General features: G+C 73.3%; 17 protein-coding genes. 11 read left to right on the forward strand and 6 right to left on the reverse strand.

Annotated elements, in window-relative coordinates; all coding sequences use genetic code 11:
* The first annotated feature begins 30 nt into the window (after nucleotides 1-30).
* From ACFC0Z_RS00175 to ACFC0Z_RS00185, 3 genes are all read left to right on the forward strand, one after another.
* Complete coding sequence (locus ACFC0Z_RS00175; RefSeq protein WP_376431078.1) at nucleotides 31-651, forward strand: L-threonylcarbamoyladenylate synthase; 621 nt, start codon at nucleotides 31-33, stop codon at nucleotides 649-651.
* An 83-nt stretch (nucleotides 652-734) separates the two neighbouring features.
* On the forward strand, nucleotides 735-2,219 hold the full coding sequence (locus tag ACFC0Z_RS00180; RefSeq protein ID WP_376431080.1) for an AlkA N-terminal domain-containing protein: 1,485 nt from the start codon (nucleotides 735-737) through the stop codon (nucleotides 2,217-2,219).
* Between the two features lie 11 nt (nucleotides 2,220-2,230).
* The gene (locus ACFC0Z_RS00185) at nucleotides 2,231-2,740 is read left to right on the forward strand and encodes a methylated-DNA--[protein]-cysteine S-methyltransferase (protein ID WP_376431082.1); all 510 of its coding nucleotides are present in this window, start codon (nucleotides 2,231-2,233) and stop codon (nucleotides 2,738-2,740) included.
* Nucleotides 2,741-2,762: 22 nt separating this feature from the next.
* On the opposite strand, the gene ACFC0Z_RS00190 is transcribed toward ACFC0Z_RS00185, so the two are convergent.
* Nucleotides 2,763-3,482: an NAD-dependent deacetylase gene (locus tag ACFC0Z_RS00190; RefSeq protein WP_376431083.1), complete on the reverse strand. Its 720-nt coding sequence runs from the start codon at nucleotides 3,480-3,482 to the stop codon at nucleotides 2,763-2,765.
* A gap of 65 nt (nucleotides 3,483-3,547) precedes the next feature.
* Between ACFC0Z_RS00190 and ACFC0Z_RS00195 the strand changes: the two genes are divergently transcribed.
* Nucleotides 3,548-3,751, forward strand: a complete 204-nt coding sequence (locus ACFC0Z_RS00195) for a type II toxin-antitoxin system VapB family antitoxin (protein ID WP_376431085.1) — start codon at nucleotides 3,548-3,550, stop codon at nucleotides 3,749-3,751.
* Between the two features lie 15 nt (nucleotides 3,752-3,766).
* On the opposite strand, the gene ACFC0Z_RS00200 is transcribed toward ACFC0Z_RS00195, so the two are convergent.
* Nucleotides 3,767-4,270 carry an NUDIX domain-containing protein gene (locus ACFC0Z_RS00200; protein WP_376431087.1) on the reverse strand — a complete coding sequence of 168 codons (504 nt, stop codon included), beginning with the start codon at nucleotides 4,268-4,270 and terminating at the stop codon, nucleotides 3,767-3,769.
* 51 nt (nucleotides 4,271-4,321) lie between these two features.
* A complete protein-coding gene (locus ACFC0Z_RS00205; protein WP_376431089.1) occupies nucleotides 4,322-6,028 on the reverse strand; it encodes a BCCT family transporter in 1,707 nt (568 codons plus the stop codon).
* A gap of 112 nt (nucleotides 6,029-6,140) precedes the next feature.
* Here ACFC0Z_RS00205 and ACFC0Z_RS00210 point away from each other — a divergent pair, with 112 nt between their 5' ends.
* Nucleotides 6,141-7,292 carry a glycerate kinase gene (locus ACFC0Z_RS00210; RefSeq protein WP_376431091.1) on the forward strand — a complete coding sequence of 384 codons (1,152 nt, stop codon included), beginning with the start codon at nucleotides 6,141-6,143 and terminating at the stop codon, nucleotides 7,290-7,292.
* A gap of 387 nt (nucleotides 7,293-7,679) precedes the next feature.
* Here the strand turns inward: ACFC0Z_RS00210 and ACFC0Z_RS00215 are convergent, their stop codons facing one another.
* Nucleotides 7,680-8,879, reverse strand: a complete 1,200-nt coding sequence (locus ACFC0Z_RS00215) for a PucR family transcriptional regulator (protein ID WP_376431093.1) — start codon at nucleotides 8,877-8,879, stop codon at nucleotides 7,680-7,682.
* 177 nt (nucleotides 8,880-9,056) lie between these two features.
* Between ACFC0Z_RS00215 and ACFC0Z_RS00220 the strand changes: the two genes are divergently transcribed.
* From ACFC0Z_RS00220 to ACFC0Z_RS00245, 6 genes are read left to right on the forward strand one after another with little or no spacing between them, the layout of a single operon-like run.
* Nucleotides 9,057-9,878: an ABC transporter ATP-binding protein gene (locus tag ACFC0Z_RS00220; protein ID WP_376431095.1), complete on the forward strand. Its 822-nt coding sequence runs from the start codon at nucleotides 9,057-9,059 to the stop codon at nucleotides 9,876-9,878.
* Nucleotides 9,875-10,672, forward strand: coding sequence for an ABC transporter ATP-binding protein (locus tag ACFC0Z_RS00225; protein WP_376431097.1), 798 nt, complete (start codon nucleotides 9,875-9,877; stop codon nucleotides 10,670-10,672). The genes ACFC0Z_RS00220 and ACFC0Z_RS00225 overlap by 4 nt, the downstream gene beginning before the upstream one ends.
* Entirely contained in the window at nucleotides 10,669-11,559 is an 891-nt protein-coding gene (locus tag ACFC0Z_RS00230) for a branched-chain amino acid ABC transporter permease (RefSeq protein ID WP_376431099.1), read from the forward strand. Before ACFC0Z_RS00225 ends, ACFC0Z_RS00230 begins: the two co-directional genes overlap by 4 nt.
* 43 nt (nucleotides 11,560-11,602) lie before the next feature.
* Entirely contained in the window at nucleotides 11,603-12,688 is a 1,086-nt protein-coding gene (locus ACFC0Z_RS00235; RefSeq protein WP_376433384.1) for a branched-chain amino acid ABC transporter permease, read from the forward strand.
* A complete protein-coding gene (locus tag ACFC0Z_RS00240) occupies nucleotides 12,685-13,950 on the forward strand; it encodes an ABC transporter substrate-binding protein (RefSeq protein ID WP_376431101.1) in 1,266 nt (421 codons plus the stop codon). Before ACFC0Z_RS00235 ends, ACFC0Z_RS00240 begins: the two co-directional genes overlap by 4 nt.
* Nucleotides 13,951-13,996: 46 nt before the next feature.
* The gene (locus ACFC0Z_RS00245; RefSeq protein WP_376431103.1) at nucleotides 13,997-15,016 is read left to right on the forward strand and encodes a GNAT family N-acetyltransferase; all 1,020 of its coding nucleotides are present in this window, start codon (nucleotides 13,997-13,999) and stop codon (nucleotides 15,014-15,016) included.
* Between the two features lie 72 nt (nucleotides 15,017-15,088).
* Here ACFC0Z_RS00245 and pssA read toward each other — a convergent pair whose 3' ends face one another.
* Entirely contained in the window at nucleotides 15,089-15,955 is an 867-nt protein-coding gene (pssA, locus tag ACFC0Z_RS00250) for a CDP-diacylglycerol--serine O-phosphatidyltransferase (protein ID WP_376433386.1), read from the reverse strand.
* The gene (locus ACFC0Z_RS00255; RefSeq protein WP_376431105.1) at nucleotides 15,948-16,604 is read right to left on the reverse strand and encodes a phosphatidylserine decarboxylase; all 657 of its coding nucleotides are present in this window, start codon (nucleotides 16,602-16,604) and stop codon (nucleotides 15,948-15,950) included. The genes pssA and ACFC0Z_RS00255 overlap by 8 nt, the downstream gene beginning before the upstream one ends.
* Nucleotides 16,605-16,660: the final 56 nt, after the last annotated feature.

Genomic DNA, 16,660 nt, shown 5'->3' on the forward strand with positions numbered 1-16,660 from the left:
CTGGCGGCCGAGCGAAAATAGACTGCCCCCATGGCCAAGTACTTCGACGTGCACCCCGACAACCCCCAGCCGCGCACCATCGGCTCGGTGGCCGACAGCATCAGGAGCGGCGGGCTCGTCGCGTACCCCACCGACTCCTGCTACGCGCTCGGCAGCCAGCTCGGCAACCGCGAGGGCATCGCGCGGATCCGCGCGATCCGCGACCTCGACGACCGCCACCACTTCACGCTCATGTGCCAGAACTTCGCCCAGCTGGGCCAGCTCGTGCACATCGACAACGACGTGTTCCGCGCGGTCAAGAACGCGACCCCCGGCGCGTACACCTTCATCCTGCCCGCCACCAAGGAGGTGCCCCGCCAGCTCCTCCACCCCAAGAAGAAGACGGTCGGCGTCCGCATCCCCGACCACGTGGTGACGCAGGCGCTCCTCGCCGAGCTCGGCGAGCCGCTCCTCTCCAGCACCCTCCTCCTGCCCGACGAGGACGAGCCCCTCACCCAGGGCTGGGAGATCAAGGAGCGCCTCGACCACCAGGTGGACCTGGTCCTCGACTCCGGCGACTGCGGCACCGAGCCGACCACCGTCGTCGACTTCTCCAGCGGCGAGCCCGAGATCGTCCGCCGAGGGGCGGGCGACGCGTCCCGCTTCGAGTAGCGGCCCCAGGGGCGTTCACGGGGGCTGACGCTGATGTCGTTTTTTCGCCAGCCCCCGCGCTCGCCGTCCCCGATCCTGGAACCATGCACCACGACACCGAGCGCTGTGTCCGGGCCGTCCAGTCGAAGGACGCCCGCTTCGACGGCGTCTTCTTCACCGCCGTCCGCACCACCCGGATCTACTGCCGCCCCAGCTGTCCGGTCGTCCCGCCCAAGCCCGAGAACATGGAGTTCCACCCCAGCGCGGCCTCCTGCCAGCGCGCCGGGTTCCGGGCCTGCAAGCGCTGCCGCCCCGACACGAGCCCCGGCTCGCCCGAGTGGCACGTCAGGGCCGACGCCGTCGCCCGCGCCATGCGCCTCATCCAGGACGGCGTCGTCGACCGCGAGGGCGTCCCCGGCCTCGCCCGGCGGCTCGGCTGGTCCACCCGCCAGATCGAGCGCCAGCTCCTCGCCGAGCTCGGCGCCGGCCCCCTCGCCCTGGCCCGCGCGCAGCGCGCCCAGACGGCCCGCGTCCTGATCGAGACGACCCCTATGCCGCTCGGCGAGGTCGCCTTCGCCGCCGGCTTCGCCTCCATCCGCACCTTCAACGACACGGTCCGCGAGGTCTTCGGCCTCACCCCCGGCGAACTCCGCGCCCGCGCCACCGGCGGCCGTACGGAGACGGGGGCGGCATCGGGCACCCCCGGCGTCATCACCCTCCGCCTCCCGTTCCGCGCCCCCCTCGAACCCTCCAACCTCTTCGGCCACCTCGCCGCCACCGCCGTCCCCGGCGTCGAGGAGTGGCGCGACGGCGCCTACCGCCGCACGCTGAGCCTCCCGTACGGGCACGGCATCGTCGCCCTCGCACCCCGCGCCGACCACATCGCCTGCCGGCTCTCCCTCACCGACCCGCGCGACCTCACCCACGCCATCAGCCGCTGCCGCAGGCTCCTCGACCTCGACGCCGACCCCGTCGCCGTCGACGACCGGCTCCGCGCCGACCCGCTCCTCGCGCCCCTCGTCGACGCGGCCCCCGGCCGTCGCATCCCGGGCAGCGTCGACGCCGCCGAGTTCGCCGTACGGGCCGTGCTCGGCCAGCAGGTCTCCACCGCCGCCGCCCGCACCCACGCCGCCCGGCTGGTCACCGCCCACGGCACCCCCGTCGACGACCCCGAGGGCGGCCTCACCCACCTCTTCCCCGGCCCCGAGGTCCTCGCCGAGCTCGACCCCGAGACCCTCGCCCTGCCCCGCAGCCGCCGTACCACCCTGCTCACCCTCGTCCGCGCCCTCGCCGACGGCTCCCTCACCCTCGGCCCCGCCGACGACCGCGAGGAGGCCCGCGCGAAACTCCTCGCCCTGCCCGGCTTCGGCCCCTGGACCACCGAGATCATCGCCATGCGCGCCCTCGGCGACCCCGACGCCTTCCTCTCCGGCGACCTCGGCATCCGCCGCGCCGCCGTCGGCCTCGGCCTCCCGGGCTCCCCGGGCGCGCTGACCGCCCGCGCCGCCGACTGGCGCCCCTGGCGCGCCTACGCCGTCCAGTACCTCTGGGCCACGGACGACCACCCCATCAACCACCTCCCGGCGTAAGGAACCCCTCCATGCCGACCATCCGGCACACCGTCGTCGACAGCCCCTACGACCCGCTCACCCTCGTCGCCGTCGACGGCGTCCTCAGCCGCATCCACATGACCGACCAGCGGCACCGCCCGCCCGAGGAGACCTTCGGCGAGCCCGACCCGCGCCCCTTCGACGAGACGGTCCGCCAGCTCGACGCCTACTTCGCGGGCGAGCTCACCGAGTTCGACCTGCCGCTCCACCTCGTCGGCACTCCGTTCCAGCTCCGCGTCTGGGAGGAGCTCCGCCGCATCCCGTACGGGGAGACCCGGACGTACGGCGAACTGGCGGAGGCCCTCGGCAACCCCGCCGCCTCCCGCGCCGTCGGCCTCGCCAACGGCAAGAACCCGGTGAGCATCGTCGTCCCCTGCCACCGCGTGATCGGCTCGGGCGGCAGCCTCACGGGGTACGGCGGCGGGCTCGCCCGCAAGCAGCGGCTGCTGGCCTTCGAGGCGGGGGAGGCGGGGGCGGCGGAGCCGGACGCGCTGTTCTAGGACGCGCTGTTCCAGGAACGTGCTACCGCAGCCGGTCGAGCAGCGCGGGCAGCGCCGTCCCGATCGGCTCGCGCACGAGCTCGTCGGCGACCGGGTCGTACGGTGTCGGCTCGGCGTTCACGATGATCAGCCGGGCCCCGTGCTCGGCCGCGATCCCCGCGAGCGAGGCCGCCGGCTGCACCTGGAGACTGCTGCCGACCACGACGAACACCTCGGTGCCCTTGGCGATCGCCATGGCCTGCGCGAGCACCTCCGGGTCGAGCCGCTGCCCGAACATCACGGTCGCCGTCTTCAGGATGCCGCCGCACACCCGGCACGCCGGATCGTCCTCACCGGCCACCACCCGGTCGAGCGCCTCCGCCATCGACGAGCGCGCGTGGCACGCGGTGCACACCACCGACCGCGCGGAGCCGTGGAGTTCGACGACCTTCCGCTCGGTCACCCCGGCCGCCTGATGGAGCCCGTCGACGTTCTGGGTGATGACCCGCAGCGCGTTCCCGCTCGTCCGCTCGTACTCCGCGATCGCCCGGTGGGCCGCGTTCGGCTCGGCCGTCAGGACCGGCGCGTCGAGCCGCATCCGCCACGAGCGGCGGCGGATGTCGGGGTCGTTCATGTACGGCCCGTAGGTGACGAGCAGTTCGGCCTCGGGGTCCCGCCGCCACAGGCCGTTCGGCCCCCGGTAGTCGGGGATGCCCGAGTCCGTCGAGATACCGGCTCCGCTGAGAATCGCCACCATCGTCATGCCGCCGACGATAGGCATCCCGAAACCGCTCCCGCCAACGCGTTTCCGGGTGTTACGTTCCCCGCATGGCCAAGGTGAACATCGCGCTCGACGCCGAACTCGTCGTGGAAGTCATGGTCCTCGCGGGGGTCGGGAACCCGCAGGACGCCGTGGAGGCGGTCGTCCGCGACTACATCGCGCGCGGACACCGCACCGAGGCGATCGTCGCCGACCGCACCGACCCGCAGGCCCGCCACGACGTCCTGCCGCCCGAGCCCCCGCAGGGCTGAGGCCCGCTGGGGGGGCTAGCCCCGGGCCGGGCGGCCGTTCTCCAGCTCCACCGGCCCCCGGCCGTCCGCCAGGGCGTCCAGCGCGGCGAGGACCCGGAGGCCGAGGGAGCCCGGCAGGTGGGCGGTGACCTCGGAGCGGTCGATCAGCTTCCAGGAGAGCAGTTCCTCCTCCTGGAGCCGGATCGCCGCGAAACCCTCCTCGTCCAGGACCCCGCCGTCGTACACGTACGCCACGATCGGCGGTCGCGGCCGCGGCTGCGTGCCCTGCACCCAGTCGACGGCGAGCAGCGGGCCGAGCTCCACGTCGAGCCCGATCTCCTCGGCGGTCTCCCGGCGGGCGCCCTGCCGGGGCGTCTCGCCCGTGTCGGACTCGACCGTGCCGCCGGGCAGGGCCCAGCCCTCGCGGTAGTTGGGCTCCACGACGAGGACCCGACCCTCCGCGTCCCGGAAGAGCGCGGCGGCACCGGCGAGCACGCGCGGCAGACTGGCGATGTACGTGGCGTAATCGGTGGTGGTCATGGCGCCAGCGTAGCCAGCCGGACGGGCCGCCCGGCTGGTTCGCCGCCGCTGTCACCCCTCCTGGGGCGGATCCGTGTCCGTACGCGTCTCCGTGTCGGTACGGGCCTTCGCGGCTCTCCGCAGCCGGTGGTGGCGGTCGCCGCCGCCCTGCTCGGTCATCGCCTCGCCGACCAGCGCCCGCACGGCGTCCCGCATGCCGTGCAGCGGGTGGTGCCGGACGGGTCCGGCGCCGGGGTCCTCGCGGAGTTCCCGTACGAGTGCCCAGCACAGCGCCAGCATGACCACCACGAACGGCAGGGCCACCAGGATCGTCGCCGTCTGGAGCGAGTTCAGACCGCCCACGACGAGGAGGACGGCCGCGACGGCCGCCATGAGGATGCCCCAGGTCACCACGAGCCAGGTCGGCGGGTGGAGCGAGCCCCGGCTCGTCAGCGACCCCATGACCAGCGAGGCGGAGTCCGCGCTGGTGATGAAGTACGTCATCACCAGGATCATCGCGAGGACCGAGGTGACCGTGCCGATCGGCAGCGCCTCCAGCATCGCGAACAGCGAGGCCTCGGCCCCGTCCTTGACCGCCCCGGCGAGGTCCGCCTCGCCGGTCGTCTCCAGACGGATCGCCGTACCGCCCATCACGCAGAACCACACCACCGTCGCGCCGGACGGCACGAGGAGGACACCCACCAGGAACTCGCGGATCGTGCGGCCGCGTGAGATGCGGGCGATGAAGGTGCCGACGAACGGGGCCCAGGAGAGCCACCACGCCCAGTAGAAGATCGTCCAGGCGCCCAGCCAGTCGGGGTCGCTGAAGGCGCCGGTCTGGCTCGCCATCGGCAGCAGGTCGTGCAGGTAGCCGCCGACCGAGGCCGGGATGGTGTCGAGGATGTAGACCGTCGGGCCGAGGAGGAAGACGAAGACCATCAGGCAGCCGGCGAGGACGATGTTCAGCGTCGACAGCCACTTCACGCCCTTGTGCAGGCCCGAGAAGGCCGACAGGACGAACGCCGCCGACAGCGCGACGATGATGATCAGCTGCGTGGCCGTGGAGTTCTCCACGTCCATCGTGATGTTCAGGCCCTCCGCGACCTGGAGCGCGCCCAGGCCGAGGCTCGTCGCCGTGCCGAAGACCGTCGCGAACACCGCGAGCAGGTCGATCGCCTTGCCCGGCCAGGACTTCGCCCGCCGCTCGCCCATCAGCGGCACGAAGGCCGAGCTGAGCTGGTTGCCCCGGCCCTTGCGGAAGCCCGCGTACGCGAGGGCGAGGCCCGCGATGCCGTAGATCGCCCACGGGGTGAGCGTCCAGTGGAAGAACGAGTACTCCATGGCCGTACGGGCCGCCTCGCCGGTCCCCGCCTGCGCCCCGCTCGCCGGGGGCGGGCTCAGGAAGTGCTGGAGCGGTTCCCCAACCCCGTAGAACATCAGACCGATGCCCATGCCGGCGCTGAACATCATCGCGATCCACGCCAGGTTCGTGAACTCCGGCTCCGAGTCGTCCGCGCCCAGCCGGATCCGGCCGAAGCGGCTCAGGGCGATCACGACACACAGGACGAGGAAGGTGTCGGCGGCGACCACGAACAGCCAGGCGAAGTTGGACAGTACCCAGTCGAGCGCCGAGGAGGAGGCGCTGTCGAAGGAATCCTCGCCCAGCGCCGCCCAGGCCACGACGGCGACGACAGCCGCGATCCCGATCCCGATGACCTTGCCGTCCGGCCTGCCGTCCGGCGCGTCCGGAACATCCGGAGCGATCTTTTCCGTACTCATGTGACCCCACTATGGTGCGGAATATCGCTTTATCAGGGGGTGGCACGCCGTCTGGTCGTACGGATAGGGTCGGCGCTGGCGCGACTGCACGTTCGAAAGCAAGGGATGCAAGGTGACGGACGGAGCAGCAACTCAGGTCGCTCACGTGCTCGTGGCGGCCGACAAGTTCAAGGGCTCGCTCACGGCCGTACAGGTCGCGGAGCGGGTGACCGCGGGTCTGCGGCAGGTCGTCCCCGACCTCGCCGTCGAGACGCTCCCGGTCGCCGACGGCGGCGACGGCACCGTCGCGGCGGCGGTCGCGGCCGGATTCGAGCGGCGCGAGGTACGGGTCACGGGGCCGCTCGGCGAGCAGGTCACCGCCGCGTACGCGCTGCGCGGCACCACGGCGGTCGTCGAGATGGCCGAGGCCTCCGGCCTCCAGCTCCTCCCCGCCGGCGTCTTCGCCCCCCTCACGTCCACGACGTACGGCTCCGGAGAGCTCCTCCGCGCCGCCCTCGACGCGGGCGCCACCACCATCGTCTTCGGCGTCGGCGGCAGCGCCACCACGGACGGCGGCGCGGGCATGCTCGCCGCCCTCGGCGCGCGGTTCCTCGATGCGTCGGGCGAGCCGGTGGCCCCCGGCGGCGCGGCCCTGTCCTCCCTGGAGACCGCCGACCTCACCGGCCTCGACCCCCGCTTCGCCGCGATCTCCCTGATCCTGGCCAGCGACGTCGACAACCCCCTGACCGGTCCCAAGGGCGCGCCCGCCGTCTACGGCCCCCAGAAGGGCGCCACCCCGGACGACGTCCGGACCCTCGACGCGGCGCTCGCCCACTTCGCCACCGTCCTGGAGAAGGCCATCGGCCCCAAGGCGGCCGAAGCGGCGGTCGCGCCCGGCGCGGGCGGGGCGGGCGGCATCGGCTACGGCGCGCTCATCCTCGGCGCGAGCTTCCGACCCGGCATCGAGCTGATGCTGGAGGTCCTCGGCTTCGCCCCCGCCCTGGAGCGCGCCACCCTCGTCATCACCGGCGAGGGCTCCCTCGACGAGCAGACCCTCCACGGGAAGGCCCCGGCGGGGGTTGCGGCGGCGGCGCGGGCGGCGGGCAAGCCGGTCGTCGCGGTCTGCGGCCGCCTGGCCCTGACGCCGGAGGCCCTCGCCGGCGCGGGCATCTCCCAGGCGTACCCCCTGTCGTCCCTGGAACCGGACCCCGCCAAGTCCATCCCGAACGCGGGCCCGCTCCTGGAACAAGTCGCGACGACCATCGCCCACGACCACCTGACGTAACCCCCACCCGCCGCGGGGCGAAGCCCCATAGCCCTCCGTGCGGGCTGCGCCCCGCCGTTTCGTTGTGGGCAGTCGTTCCGCTGGGGCGGAACGGGTGGGCACAACGGAACGGCGCCCCTGCCGGGCCTAGACTTCCGCGCCTGGACCCGCACCCCCAGTGCGGTGCGATACCGGTGCGGTTTCAGGCGCGATGTGCGAGGCGCCGCTGAGGGCGCCGTCCCGTGTGCCCACCCGCCCCCAAGCTCTTCGAGCAGGGGGGACCCCCGGCCCTGCGGGACGACTGCCCACACGGCAGTGGGCGACGGTCCCAGGGGCGGGCACCGCCCAGCGGGCGCGGGCGCACGGCAGTGGGCGACGGCCCCCAGGCGCGCGCCGCCCGCCCGGGTGTCAGCCCGGTGCCGTCAGGCGGAACGCGTCCAGGGCCAAGGTCATTTCCGTGAGGTCCCGCGGGCGCGACAGTGACCGTGACGTCAGTTGTTCCAGGCGCCGCAGGCGGTTGAAGACCGTGTTCCGGTGGCAGTACAGGCGCCCGGCCGCCCGCCCCGCGGACCCGTCGCAGTCCAGCCACGCGTCCAGCGTCTCCAGGAGGACCGCCCGGTCCGCCGGGTCCAGTTCCAGGAGGCCGCCGAGGACGTCCGAGACCAGCAGGCTCGCCATCTCCGGCTGGCCCACCACCAGCGCTCCCGCCATCCGCCGGTCGAGCCGTACGATCCGCCGGTTCCCCGGCGGGCACGTCCGCAGGGCGAGTTCCGCGAGCCGCCGCGCCCGGCCGAGTTCGGTGAGGCCGACGACGACGGGGCTGATCCCGCCGGGGCCGGGGCACCGGCCGTCGAGGAGTTCGGAGAGCGCGTCGAGTCCGGTGGAGTCCGCGAGCGCCACGACCCCGATCTCGCAGTCCGCGCCCATCCGCCACAGGAACCGCACGCCCTCGCCCTGCACCTGCCGGTGGAACGGTTCGCGTTCCTCCCGCCGGTCGTAGCGGAGCACCACCACCGCGTACCGCCCCTGTTCGGGCAGGTCGAGCCCGGCCGCCGCGCGGGACACGAGCTCGGGGGAGCCCTGCCCGTGCAGGAGCGCGTCCAGGAGCGCCTGGAGCTGTTCGTCGGTGCGGCGCCGCAGCTCCGCCTCGGCCGCCCGGTACGCCTCCGACGCCGTGTCCGCCTGCGCGTCCACCGCCGACCACACCGTCGTCGCCGACTGCATCAGCGCCGCCAGCTGCGCCGTGTCCTCCCCGGCGCCTTCGATCAGCGCGTCCCACACGAGGTGCCCGGCGTGCCGGTAGGCGTGCACGACGAGTTCGAGCGGCATGCCCTGCGCGGCCCGCCGCCCGCCCATCTGCTCCGCGTACTCCAGGTCCCGCCGCGGCGAGCTGCGCGGCGCCGCGATCATCTCGACCCCGATCCGCATCGCCTCGTGGGCCTCCTGCCAGTGCTGGTCGTACGGCAGGATCCGCCCGTAGGCGGGCTCGTACGCGTGCAGCTCCCGCAGGTGCTCGTCCACCAGCTCGGGCACCCGCTCCAGGAGCGCCGTGCACGCCTCGGCGAGCACCTTCCAGTCGTCACCGGTCCGCCTTCTGCGCCGTCCCATGCCCGGAGCATCCACCGCCCGGAGCGCCCGGAACAGCCCCTGAACCGCAGCGTTGTGCGCATGCACAGCCCATCCCCGCCGCCACTGGTCACCGGCAGCGATTCGGCCGGGAGCCGTGGACGGGCGGTCCGGCCCGGTGCTGGGGTGAGCGCCACCGAAGAACGGGAGGGTGGATCCATGGGAGGAACCGCGCCCGCCTTGGAGGTCGAGGACCTCACGGCGGGATACGGACCGGTGCGCGCGCTGCGCCGGGTGTCGCTGACCGTGCCGGCGGGCGCCGTCGTCACCGTCCTCGGCGGCAACGGCGCCGGCAAGTCGACCCTGCTGCGGGCCGTCTCGCGCACGCTCCGCTTCCACGGCGGGTCCGTGGTCTCCGGGACGGTGCGCCGCGACGGCCGCCCGCTCGACGGGCTCACGCCCGACCGGGTGGTCGCCGCCGGTGTCTCCCAGGTGCCGGAGGGCCGCCAGGTCTTCGCCCGGATGACGGTGGAGGACAACCTGCGCGCGGGCGCGCTGGGCCGTCGCGGTGCCGGTCGCGCGGCGAGGACGGGCGCCCTGCGCCGGGTCCACGAGCTCTTCCCGGTCCTCGCCGACCGCGCCCGGCAGCAGGCCGGGCTGCTCTCCGGCGGCGAACAGCAGATGCTGGCCGTCGGCCGCGCCCTGATGGCCGCGCCGGGCCTGCTCCTCCTCGACGAGCCGTCCCTCGGTCTCGCCCCGCTGATGGCGGCCCGGATCGCGGACGCCGTCCGCGAGATCAACGCCCAGGGCACGGCGGTGCTCCTCGTCGAGCAGAACGCGGCGCTCGCGCTGCGCCTCGCCTCCCACGCGTACGTCCTCGAAGTCGGCGAGGTCACGCTCTCGGGCCCGGCCGCCGAGCTGGCCGCCTCCGACGAGGTCCGCCGCCGCTACCTGGGCGTGGTCGACGAGGGCGCCGCCGCCGACGCGGCCGATGCCCGCACCGCCCACCCGGTCCTGTCCCGCTGGGAGGAGACCCGATGACCGGAGCCCCGACGACCGGCGCCCCGCCCACCCTCGAAGTCCGCGACCTCACCGTACGGTTCGCCGGGCTCACCGCCCTCGACGGCGTCGGCTTCACCGTCCGCCCCGGCACCGTCCACGCCCTCATCGGCCCCAACGGCGCGGGCAAGTCCACCTGCTTCAACGTGCTCTCCGGCGTCTACCGGGCCACCTCCGGCTCGGTGCGCCTCGGTACGGACGAGCTGACCGCCCTGCCCCCGCACCGGATCGCGGACCTCGGCGTCGGCCGGATCTTCCAGAACCTGGCGCTCCCGCCCCGCGCGACCGTCGAGGACAGCCTGATGCTGGGCCGCCACCGCCTCACCCGTACCGGCTTCCTCGCCGCCGGCCTCCGGCTGCCGTCCGCCGCCCGCGAGGAGGCCCGCCACCGGGCCAGGGTCCGGGAGATCGCCGCCTTCGTCGGCCTGGAGGAGCAGCTCGCGCGGCCCGCGGGCTCCCTCCCGTACGGGCAGCAGAAGCTCGCCGAACTCGCCCGCGCCCTCTGCATGGAGCCGAAGCTCCTGCTCCTCGACGAACCCGTCGCCGGCATGACCGCCGACGAGCGGCGCCGTACCGCCTCCGTCATCGCGGGCGTCCGCGACGGCCTCGGCATCTCGGTCCTCCTCGTCGAGCACGACATGGGCCTGGTGATGCGGCTCGCCGACTCCGTCACCGTCCTCGACTTCGGCCGCCGCATCGCCGACGGGGCCCCCGCCGACATCCAGAACGACCCCGCGGTCGTCCGCGCCTACCTCGGAGAGGAGACCCCCGCGTGAGCACCTTCGCCGAGTTCCTGATCAACGGCCTTTCGCTGGGCTCGGTCTACGCCCTGATCGCCCTCGGTTTCGTCGTCATCTTCCGGGCCACCGAGGTCGTCAACTTCGCCCACGCCTCCCTCCTCCTGGCCGGTGGCTACGTCACCGCCGTCCTCCACGACGACATCGGCTTCTGGCCCGCCCTGCTCGCCGGGATCGCGGGCGCGGCGGTGGTCGGCGCGGCCGTCGAGTTCCTCGTGATGCGCCGTCACCGGGGCGGCGACCACAGCGTCCTCGCGATCGTCACGATCGGCGTGGACATCCTCCTGGCGACCGAGCTGACCCGCCGGATCGGCACGGACATCCTCGCCCTCGGCGGCCCGTGGGGCGACGCCGTCGTCACCGTCGGCCCGGTGACCGTCGCGCAGACCCGGATCGCCGCGCTCCTCGTCGCGGCCCTGCTCATCACCGCGTTCCTGCTCGCCTTCCGGTACACGTCCTGGGGCGTCGCCATGCGGGCCGCCGCCGAGAGCCAGGAGACCGCCGCCCTCATGGGCATCAGGCTCGGCCGGGTGTCGCTCGGCGCGTGGGCGGTCGCGGGCGCGCTCGCCGCCGTCGCCGCGCTCTTCCTCACGGTCTTCCCGACACCGGGCCTGGAGCGGGCCACCTCGCTCGCCGCCCTGAAGGCCTTCCCCGCCGCGATCCTGGGCGGTCTCGACTCGACCACGGGCGCGCTCGTCGGCGGACTCCTCGTCGGCGTCACCGAGTCCCTCGCCACCGGCTACCAGAGCGACCTGGCCTTCCTCGGCCGGGGCATCGGCGACCTGGCCCCCTATCTCGTCATGGTCGCGGTGCTGCTGCTCCGCCCGGCCGGACTCTTCGGTACGAAGGAGCTCGCCCGTGTCTGAGGCGCCCGCCCGCGACGGACTCAAGGCCGTCCGCGCACCGGCCCTGTACGGAGGGGCGGCCGCGGCCGCCCTCGTCCTCCTCGCCCTCCCGTTCTACCTGGACCGGTTCTGGCTCCAGGCGGGCCTGTTCGCCATGGCGGCCGCCCTCGGGGCCATCGGCATCAACCTGTTGACCGGCGCGACGGGCCAACTCTCCATGGGGCACGCCTTCTTCCTCGCCGTCGGCGCGTACGGCTACTGCTTCTTCGCCGGTGACGGCTCGGACGGCCTCGCCGGTCTCGGCCTGCCCGGCTGGCTCGCCGCCGTCCTCGCGGTGGCCCTCGCGGGCCTGGCCGGCGGGGTGTTCAGCCCCATCGCGGGGCGGCTGCGGGGCGCGTACCTCGGCATCGCCACCCTCGCGCTGATCTTCATCGGTCAGCACGTCCTCTTCAACGCCCATGACCTGACGGGCGGTTACAACGGCCGGGCCGTCCCGCCGCTCTCCCTCTTCGGTCTGACCTTCGACGACAGCGAACTCCTCGTCGCCCAGGTCCCGTTCGGCGCCGTCGAGAAGCTCTGGTACCTGGGACTCGTCCTGCTCCTCGCCGGGGTCCTCTTCGCCCGCGGAGTCCTCCGGGGCCGTCCGGGGCGCGCCATGAACGCCATCAGGGACCACCGGATCGCCGCCGGCGTCATGGGCATCCCCGTGGCCCGCCACCGCGCCGCCGTCTTCGTCCTCTCCTCCCTGTACGCGGGCCTCGCGGGCGTCCTGCTCGCCCTGGTCTTCCAGCGCACGGTGCCGGAGTACTTCGGCATGGCGCTGTCCCTCGAATACCTGGCCATGATCGTCATCGGCGGTCTCGGCTCGGTCGCCGGAGCGGTCGCCGGAGGCGTCTTCGTCTCCCTCCTGCCGCAGCTCCTCACCCGGTACAGCGACGCGCTGCCCCTGGTCTCCGCCCCGGGCACCGGCGGGATCACCCCGGGGGAGGCCTCCCGCTACCTCTACGGGGCGGCCGTCGTCGCCGTGGTCCTCTTCCTGCCCGGCGGCCTGGCCCGGCTGACCGTCCGCGCCGGCACCAGAACCGGCACCCGTACCCGTACCCGTACCCGTAAGACCATCTCCACCGAACCCTCAGGGGAGGCACGATGAACCACCGACGACAGGCCGTGCGGGGCCTGACCGCCGCGCTCGCCGCGCTGGTCGCCCTCACCGCCGCCGGATGCAGCTCGAAGGCCAAGACCGGTGACGGGAAGCAGACCGGAGCCGGCGGGGTGAGGACCGGCGCCGGCGTCACCGACACGACGATCTCGCTGGGCGCCCTCACCGACATGACGGGCGTGTACGCGACCCTCGGCAAGAGCGTCACCCAGGCGCAGCAGCTGTACGTGAAGCAGGTCAACGCCGCCGGAGGCATCTGCGGCAGACAGCTGGAGCTGACGGTCCGCGACCACGGCTACGACCCGCAGAAGGCGCTCGCCGCCTACACCGAGCTGGAGCCGAAGGTCGTCGGCTACACCCAGTTCATCGGCTCACCGTTCGTCGCCGCGGTGAAGCCCCGCGTCGACGGCAAGGACAAGGGCCTCGTCCTGCCCCAGGCCTGGTCGGCCTCGCTGCTCGGCTCCCCGTACATCCGCGTCCTCGGCGCCACGTACGACGTCGAGACGATCAACGCCGTCGACTTCCTCCTCAAGGAGAAGGGCCTCAGGTCCGGCGACAAGCTCGGCCACGTCTACTTCGAGGGCGACTACGGGGAGAACGCGCTGAAGGGCTCGAAGCACGCGGCGGGGAAGGCGGGCCTGACCGTCGTCGAGCAGAAGATCAAGCCCACCGACAACGACATGTCGGCGCAGGTCGCGGCGCTCAAGCAGGCCGGGGTCAAGGCCGTCGTCATCAGCGCGGGCCCCCGCCAGGCCGCCTCGTTCGTCGGCGTCGCCGCGGCCACCGGCCTGAAGGTCCCGGTCGTCGGCAACAACTCGGCGTTCGCGCCGCAGCTCCTCGGCACGCAGGCCGGTCCCGCCCTGGAGAAGATGTACTGGTTCGCCTCGCCGAGCCTGCCCGTCGGCGCCGACACCCCGACGGCGAGGAAGCTCGTCGCCGACTACCGGGCCGCCTACCCGGGCGACAACCTCGACAACGGCATCGTCGCCGGCTGGACGGCCGCCGGTGTCTTCGGCGAGGCCCTGAAGAAGGCCTGCGCCGACAAGGACCTCACCCGTGAGGGCGTGGACAAGGCGCTCCTGACCCTGAACGCCTACGACGCGGGCTTCGGCATCACCCACGACCTGAGCGACCCGAAGGCCCCCTCCTCCCGAGAGTCCGTCATCATCCAGCCGGACAAGTCGCTCCCCGGCGGCATGCGCGCGGTCCGGCAGCCCTTCGTCGCCGAGGCGGCAGGGTCGTACACGCCGTAAACCGTCCGGAACATTCCGGAAACACTCCGGTGTGAGGGTCGGCCCCATGAACGCACCCGGCACGACCGCACCCCGCATCGAGGAGAACCGCTCCCACCCGCGCCTCGCCGCCCTGCTCGGCGCCTCCCATCTCGCCAACCAGGCCGAGAAGGGGGCGCCGGTGGGCAGCGCGGCCGAGCTGCCCGCCGTATACCGCGCCGAGGTGGTCGACCCGGCCGCCGCCTTCGCCGCCGACACCGTCCTCCTCGCCACCGCGCCCGGGGACGACGACCCCACGGGGTGCGTCGTCCTCAAGGCCGCCAAGGACGGGCTCCCGCCCGAGATCAAGCGCCTCTGGGTCGCGCCCGAGGCCCGCCGCAAGGGCCTCGCCAGGGCCCTCATGGCCGAGGTCCTGCGCCGCGCGGCCCTCACCGGCGCTCCCGCCGCGCGCCTCACCTGCTGGGCCTGGCGCGAGGAGCCGCTCGCGCTCTACCGGAGCCTCGGCTTCGAGCGCGTCGACCCCTGGGACGAGCGCCCGGACCTGCTCTGCCTCCGCAAGCCCCTCGACGCCCCCGTCGTCCGGCTGTCCCCGGAGGACGTACGGTCCCACGCCGCCGGCGCCCTCGCCGAGCTCCTCGTCGACGCCGTCGACGGCGGGGCCTCCGTGGGCTTCCTGGCACCCCTGGAGCACTCCGAGGCGGCCCGGTGGTGGTCGGGTGCCGCCGAGGACGCCGAGGCGGGTGTACGGGACGTGTGGGCGGCCACCGGCCCGGACGGGTCCCTCTCCGGCGTCGTCACCCTCGTCCGTACCGCCACGGCCAACGGACGCCACCGCGGCGAGATCGCGCGCCTGCTCGTCCACCGCTCCGCCCGGGGCCGCGGCCTCGGCCGTACCCTCCTGTCCGCCGCGGAGGCCCACGCCGCCGCCACGGGGCTCCGGCTGCTCGTCCTGGACACGCAGACCGACAGCCCGGCCGAGCGCCTCTACCGGGCGGCCGGCTGGACGCCGGCCGGCACGATCCCCGAGTTCGCGGCGGACCCGGCGGGAACGCTCAGGGCCACGACCCTGTACTACAAGCGGCTCTGAGAGGACATAGGACATGCGAAAGGGCCCCGGAGGCTTGTCGCCTCCGGGGCCCTTCTCGTACAGCTCGTACCGCTAGGGCAGCTGCGCCGCCCGTGCCTCCCGGCTCTCGCGCCGGTTGCCGCGGAAGGTGTTCACTCGGCGGGCCGTCGCGAAGAGGGGGATCACGGCGCCCAGCACCACCTGGAGCGCGCACCCGGTCTGGAGCAGGAACGCCCCGCCGGGGGCGTCGAACGCCCAGGCCGCCAGCATGGCCATCGCTCCGACGATCCAGCTGAGCATCGCCACCGCGAGGATGCCCCGCGGCTTCGGGTACTCGACCCGGCTCACCATCAGCCAGGCGACACCGATGATCGCGAGGAGCGTCGGGATGAACGGCAGCTCGAGAAGCACGATCGAGACGACCGTCAGCGCTCCGAAGGGGCTCGGCATGCCCTGGAACATGCCGTCCTTCATCGTCACGCACGAGAATCTCGCGAGCCTCAGGACCACGGCCAGCAGCACCACGATCGCGGCGACCGCCGAGACCTTCTGCTGCGCGTCGTCCGCGACCATGCCGTACACGAGCACGAAGTAGGCCGGGGCCAGACCGAAGCTGATGAGGTCCGACAGGTTGTCGAGCTCGGCACCCATCGGCGAGCTGCGGAGCTTGCGCGCCACGATGCCGTCGAAGAGGTCGAAGATCGCCGCGGCCAGCATCAGGATGACGGCGGTGGCGGCGCTGTTGCGCGCCATGCCGGTCTCGCTGCTGCCGGTCAGGTGCGGGATCAGGATGCCGGTCGTCGTGAAGTAGACCGCCATGAAGCCACACGTGGCGTTACCGAGCGTGAGGGCGTCCGCTATGGACAGCCTCAACGACAGCGGCATCTCCTCGGCCTCTTCGGCCGCCTCCGTGTCGGCGTCGGCGGCCCAGTCGGCAGCCCGTGTGTCGGGATCAATCACGGTCAATGCGAGTCACCCCCGCGGTCGTGGCCTGGCCGACCTCGACGGCGACCTCGACACCCTCCGGAAGGTAGATGTCGACGCGCGAGCCGAAGCGGATCAGACCGATCCGATCACCCTGCTCGACCTTCGTCCCCTGCGGGATGTACGGCACGATGCGCCGCGCCACGGCACCCGCGATCTGCACCATCTCGATGTCGCCGAGCTCGGTGTCGAAGTGCCAGACAACGCGCTCGTTGTTCTCGCTCTCCTTGTTGAACGCCGGCACGAACCCACCCGGGACGTGCTCCACGGACGTCACGGTGCCGGCCAGCGGCGCGCGGTTGACGTGGACGTTCAGCGGGCTCATGAAGATGGCGACCCGGGTGCGCCCGTCCTTCCACGGCATGATGCTCTGCACCACGCCGTCGGCGGGGGAGATGACCCGGCCCTGAGCGATCTCGCGCTCGGGGTCGCGGAAGAACCAGAGCATGCCGGCCGCGAGAGCGGTGGTCGGCACGGCGATGGCCGCGGCGCGCTTCGAGCTGCGGGAGCGCACGAGGCTGAGCGCCGCGGTGGCCACGGTCGGCAGAAGCCACGGCGATGCTCCGCGTGCGATGCGTACGCCCTTGAGGCTGTCGCGGTGTGCAGAGGTTCGACTGTCGGGCATGAATGACCTTCGTAGCGGATGATGCCGCACTGGCAACGGGGGGACGGCGGCTTTCC

It is taken from the genome of Streptomyces sp. NPDC056144 (assembly GCF_042264145.1).
Classification (GTDB): domain Bacteria; phylum Actinomycetota; class Actinomycetes; order Streptomycetales; family Streptomycetaceae; genus Streptomyces.

Bases quoted from the DNA above. Each gene is read 5' to 3' on its own strand.
- ACFC0Z_RS00185 (WP_376431082.1), top strand. From the start codon at position 2,231: ATGCCGACCATCCGGCACACCGTCGTCGACAGCCCCTACGACCCGCTC.
- ACFC0Z_RS00240 (WP_376431101.1), top strand. From the start codon at position 12,685: ATGAACCACCGACGACAGGCCGTGCGGGGCCTGACCGCCGCGCTCGCC.
- ACFC0Z_RS00255 (WP_376431105.1), bottom strand. From the start codon at position 16,604: ATGCCCGACAGTCGAACCTCTGCACACCGCGACAGCCTCAAGGGCGTA.
- ACFC0Z_RS00215 (WP_376431093.1), bottom strand. From the start codon at position 8,879: ATGGGACGGCGCAGAAGGCGGACCGGTGACGACTGGAAGGTGCTCGCC.
- ACFC0Z_RS00195 (WP_376431085.1), top strand. From the start codon at position 3,548: ATGGCCAAGGTGAACATCGCGCTCGACGCCGAACTCGTCGTGGAAGTC.
- ACFC0Z_RS00180 (WP_376431080.1), top strand. From the start codon at position 735: ATGCACCACGACACCGAGCGCTGTGTCCGGGCCGTCCAGTCGAAGGAC.
- ACFC0Z_RS00200 (WP_376431087.1), bottom strand. From the start codon at position 4,270: ATGACCACCACCGATTACGCCACGTACATCGCCAGTCTGCCGCGCGTG.
- ACFC0Z_RS00175 (WP_376431078.1), top strand. From the start codon at position 31: ATGGCCAAGTACTTCGACGTGCACCCCGACAACCCCCAGCCGCGCACC.
- ACFC0Z_RS00205 (WP_376431089.1), bottom strand. From the start codon at position 6,028: ATGAGTACGGAAAAGATCGCTCCGGATGTTCCGGACGCGCCGGACGGC.
- ACFC0Z_RS00190 (WP_376431083.1), bottom strand. From the start codon at position 3,482: ATGACGATGGTGGCGATTCTCAGCGGAGCCGGTATCTCGACGGACTCG.
- ACFC0Z_RS00220 (WP_376431095.1), top strand. From the start codon at position 9,057: ATGGGAGGAACCGCGCCCGCCTTGGAGGTCGAGGACCTCACGGCGGGA.
- ACFC0Z_RS00225 (WP_376431097.1), top strand. From the start codon at position 9,875: ATGACCGGAGCCCCGACGACCGGCGCCCCGCCCACCCTCGAAGTCCGC.
- ACFC0Z_RS00245 (WP_376431103.1), top strand. From the start codon at position 13,997: ATGAACGCACCCGGCACGACCGCACCCCGCATCGAGGAGAACCGCTCC.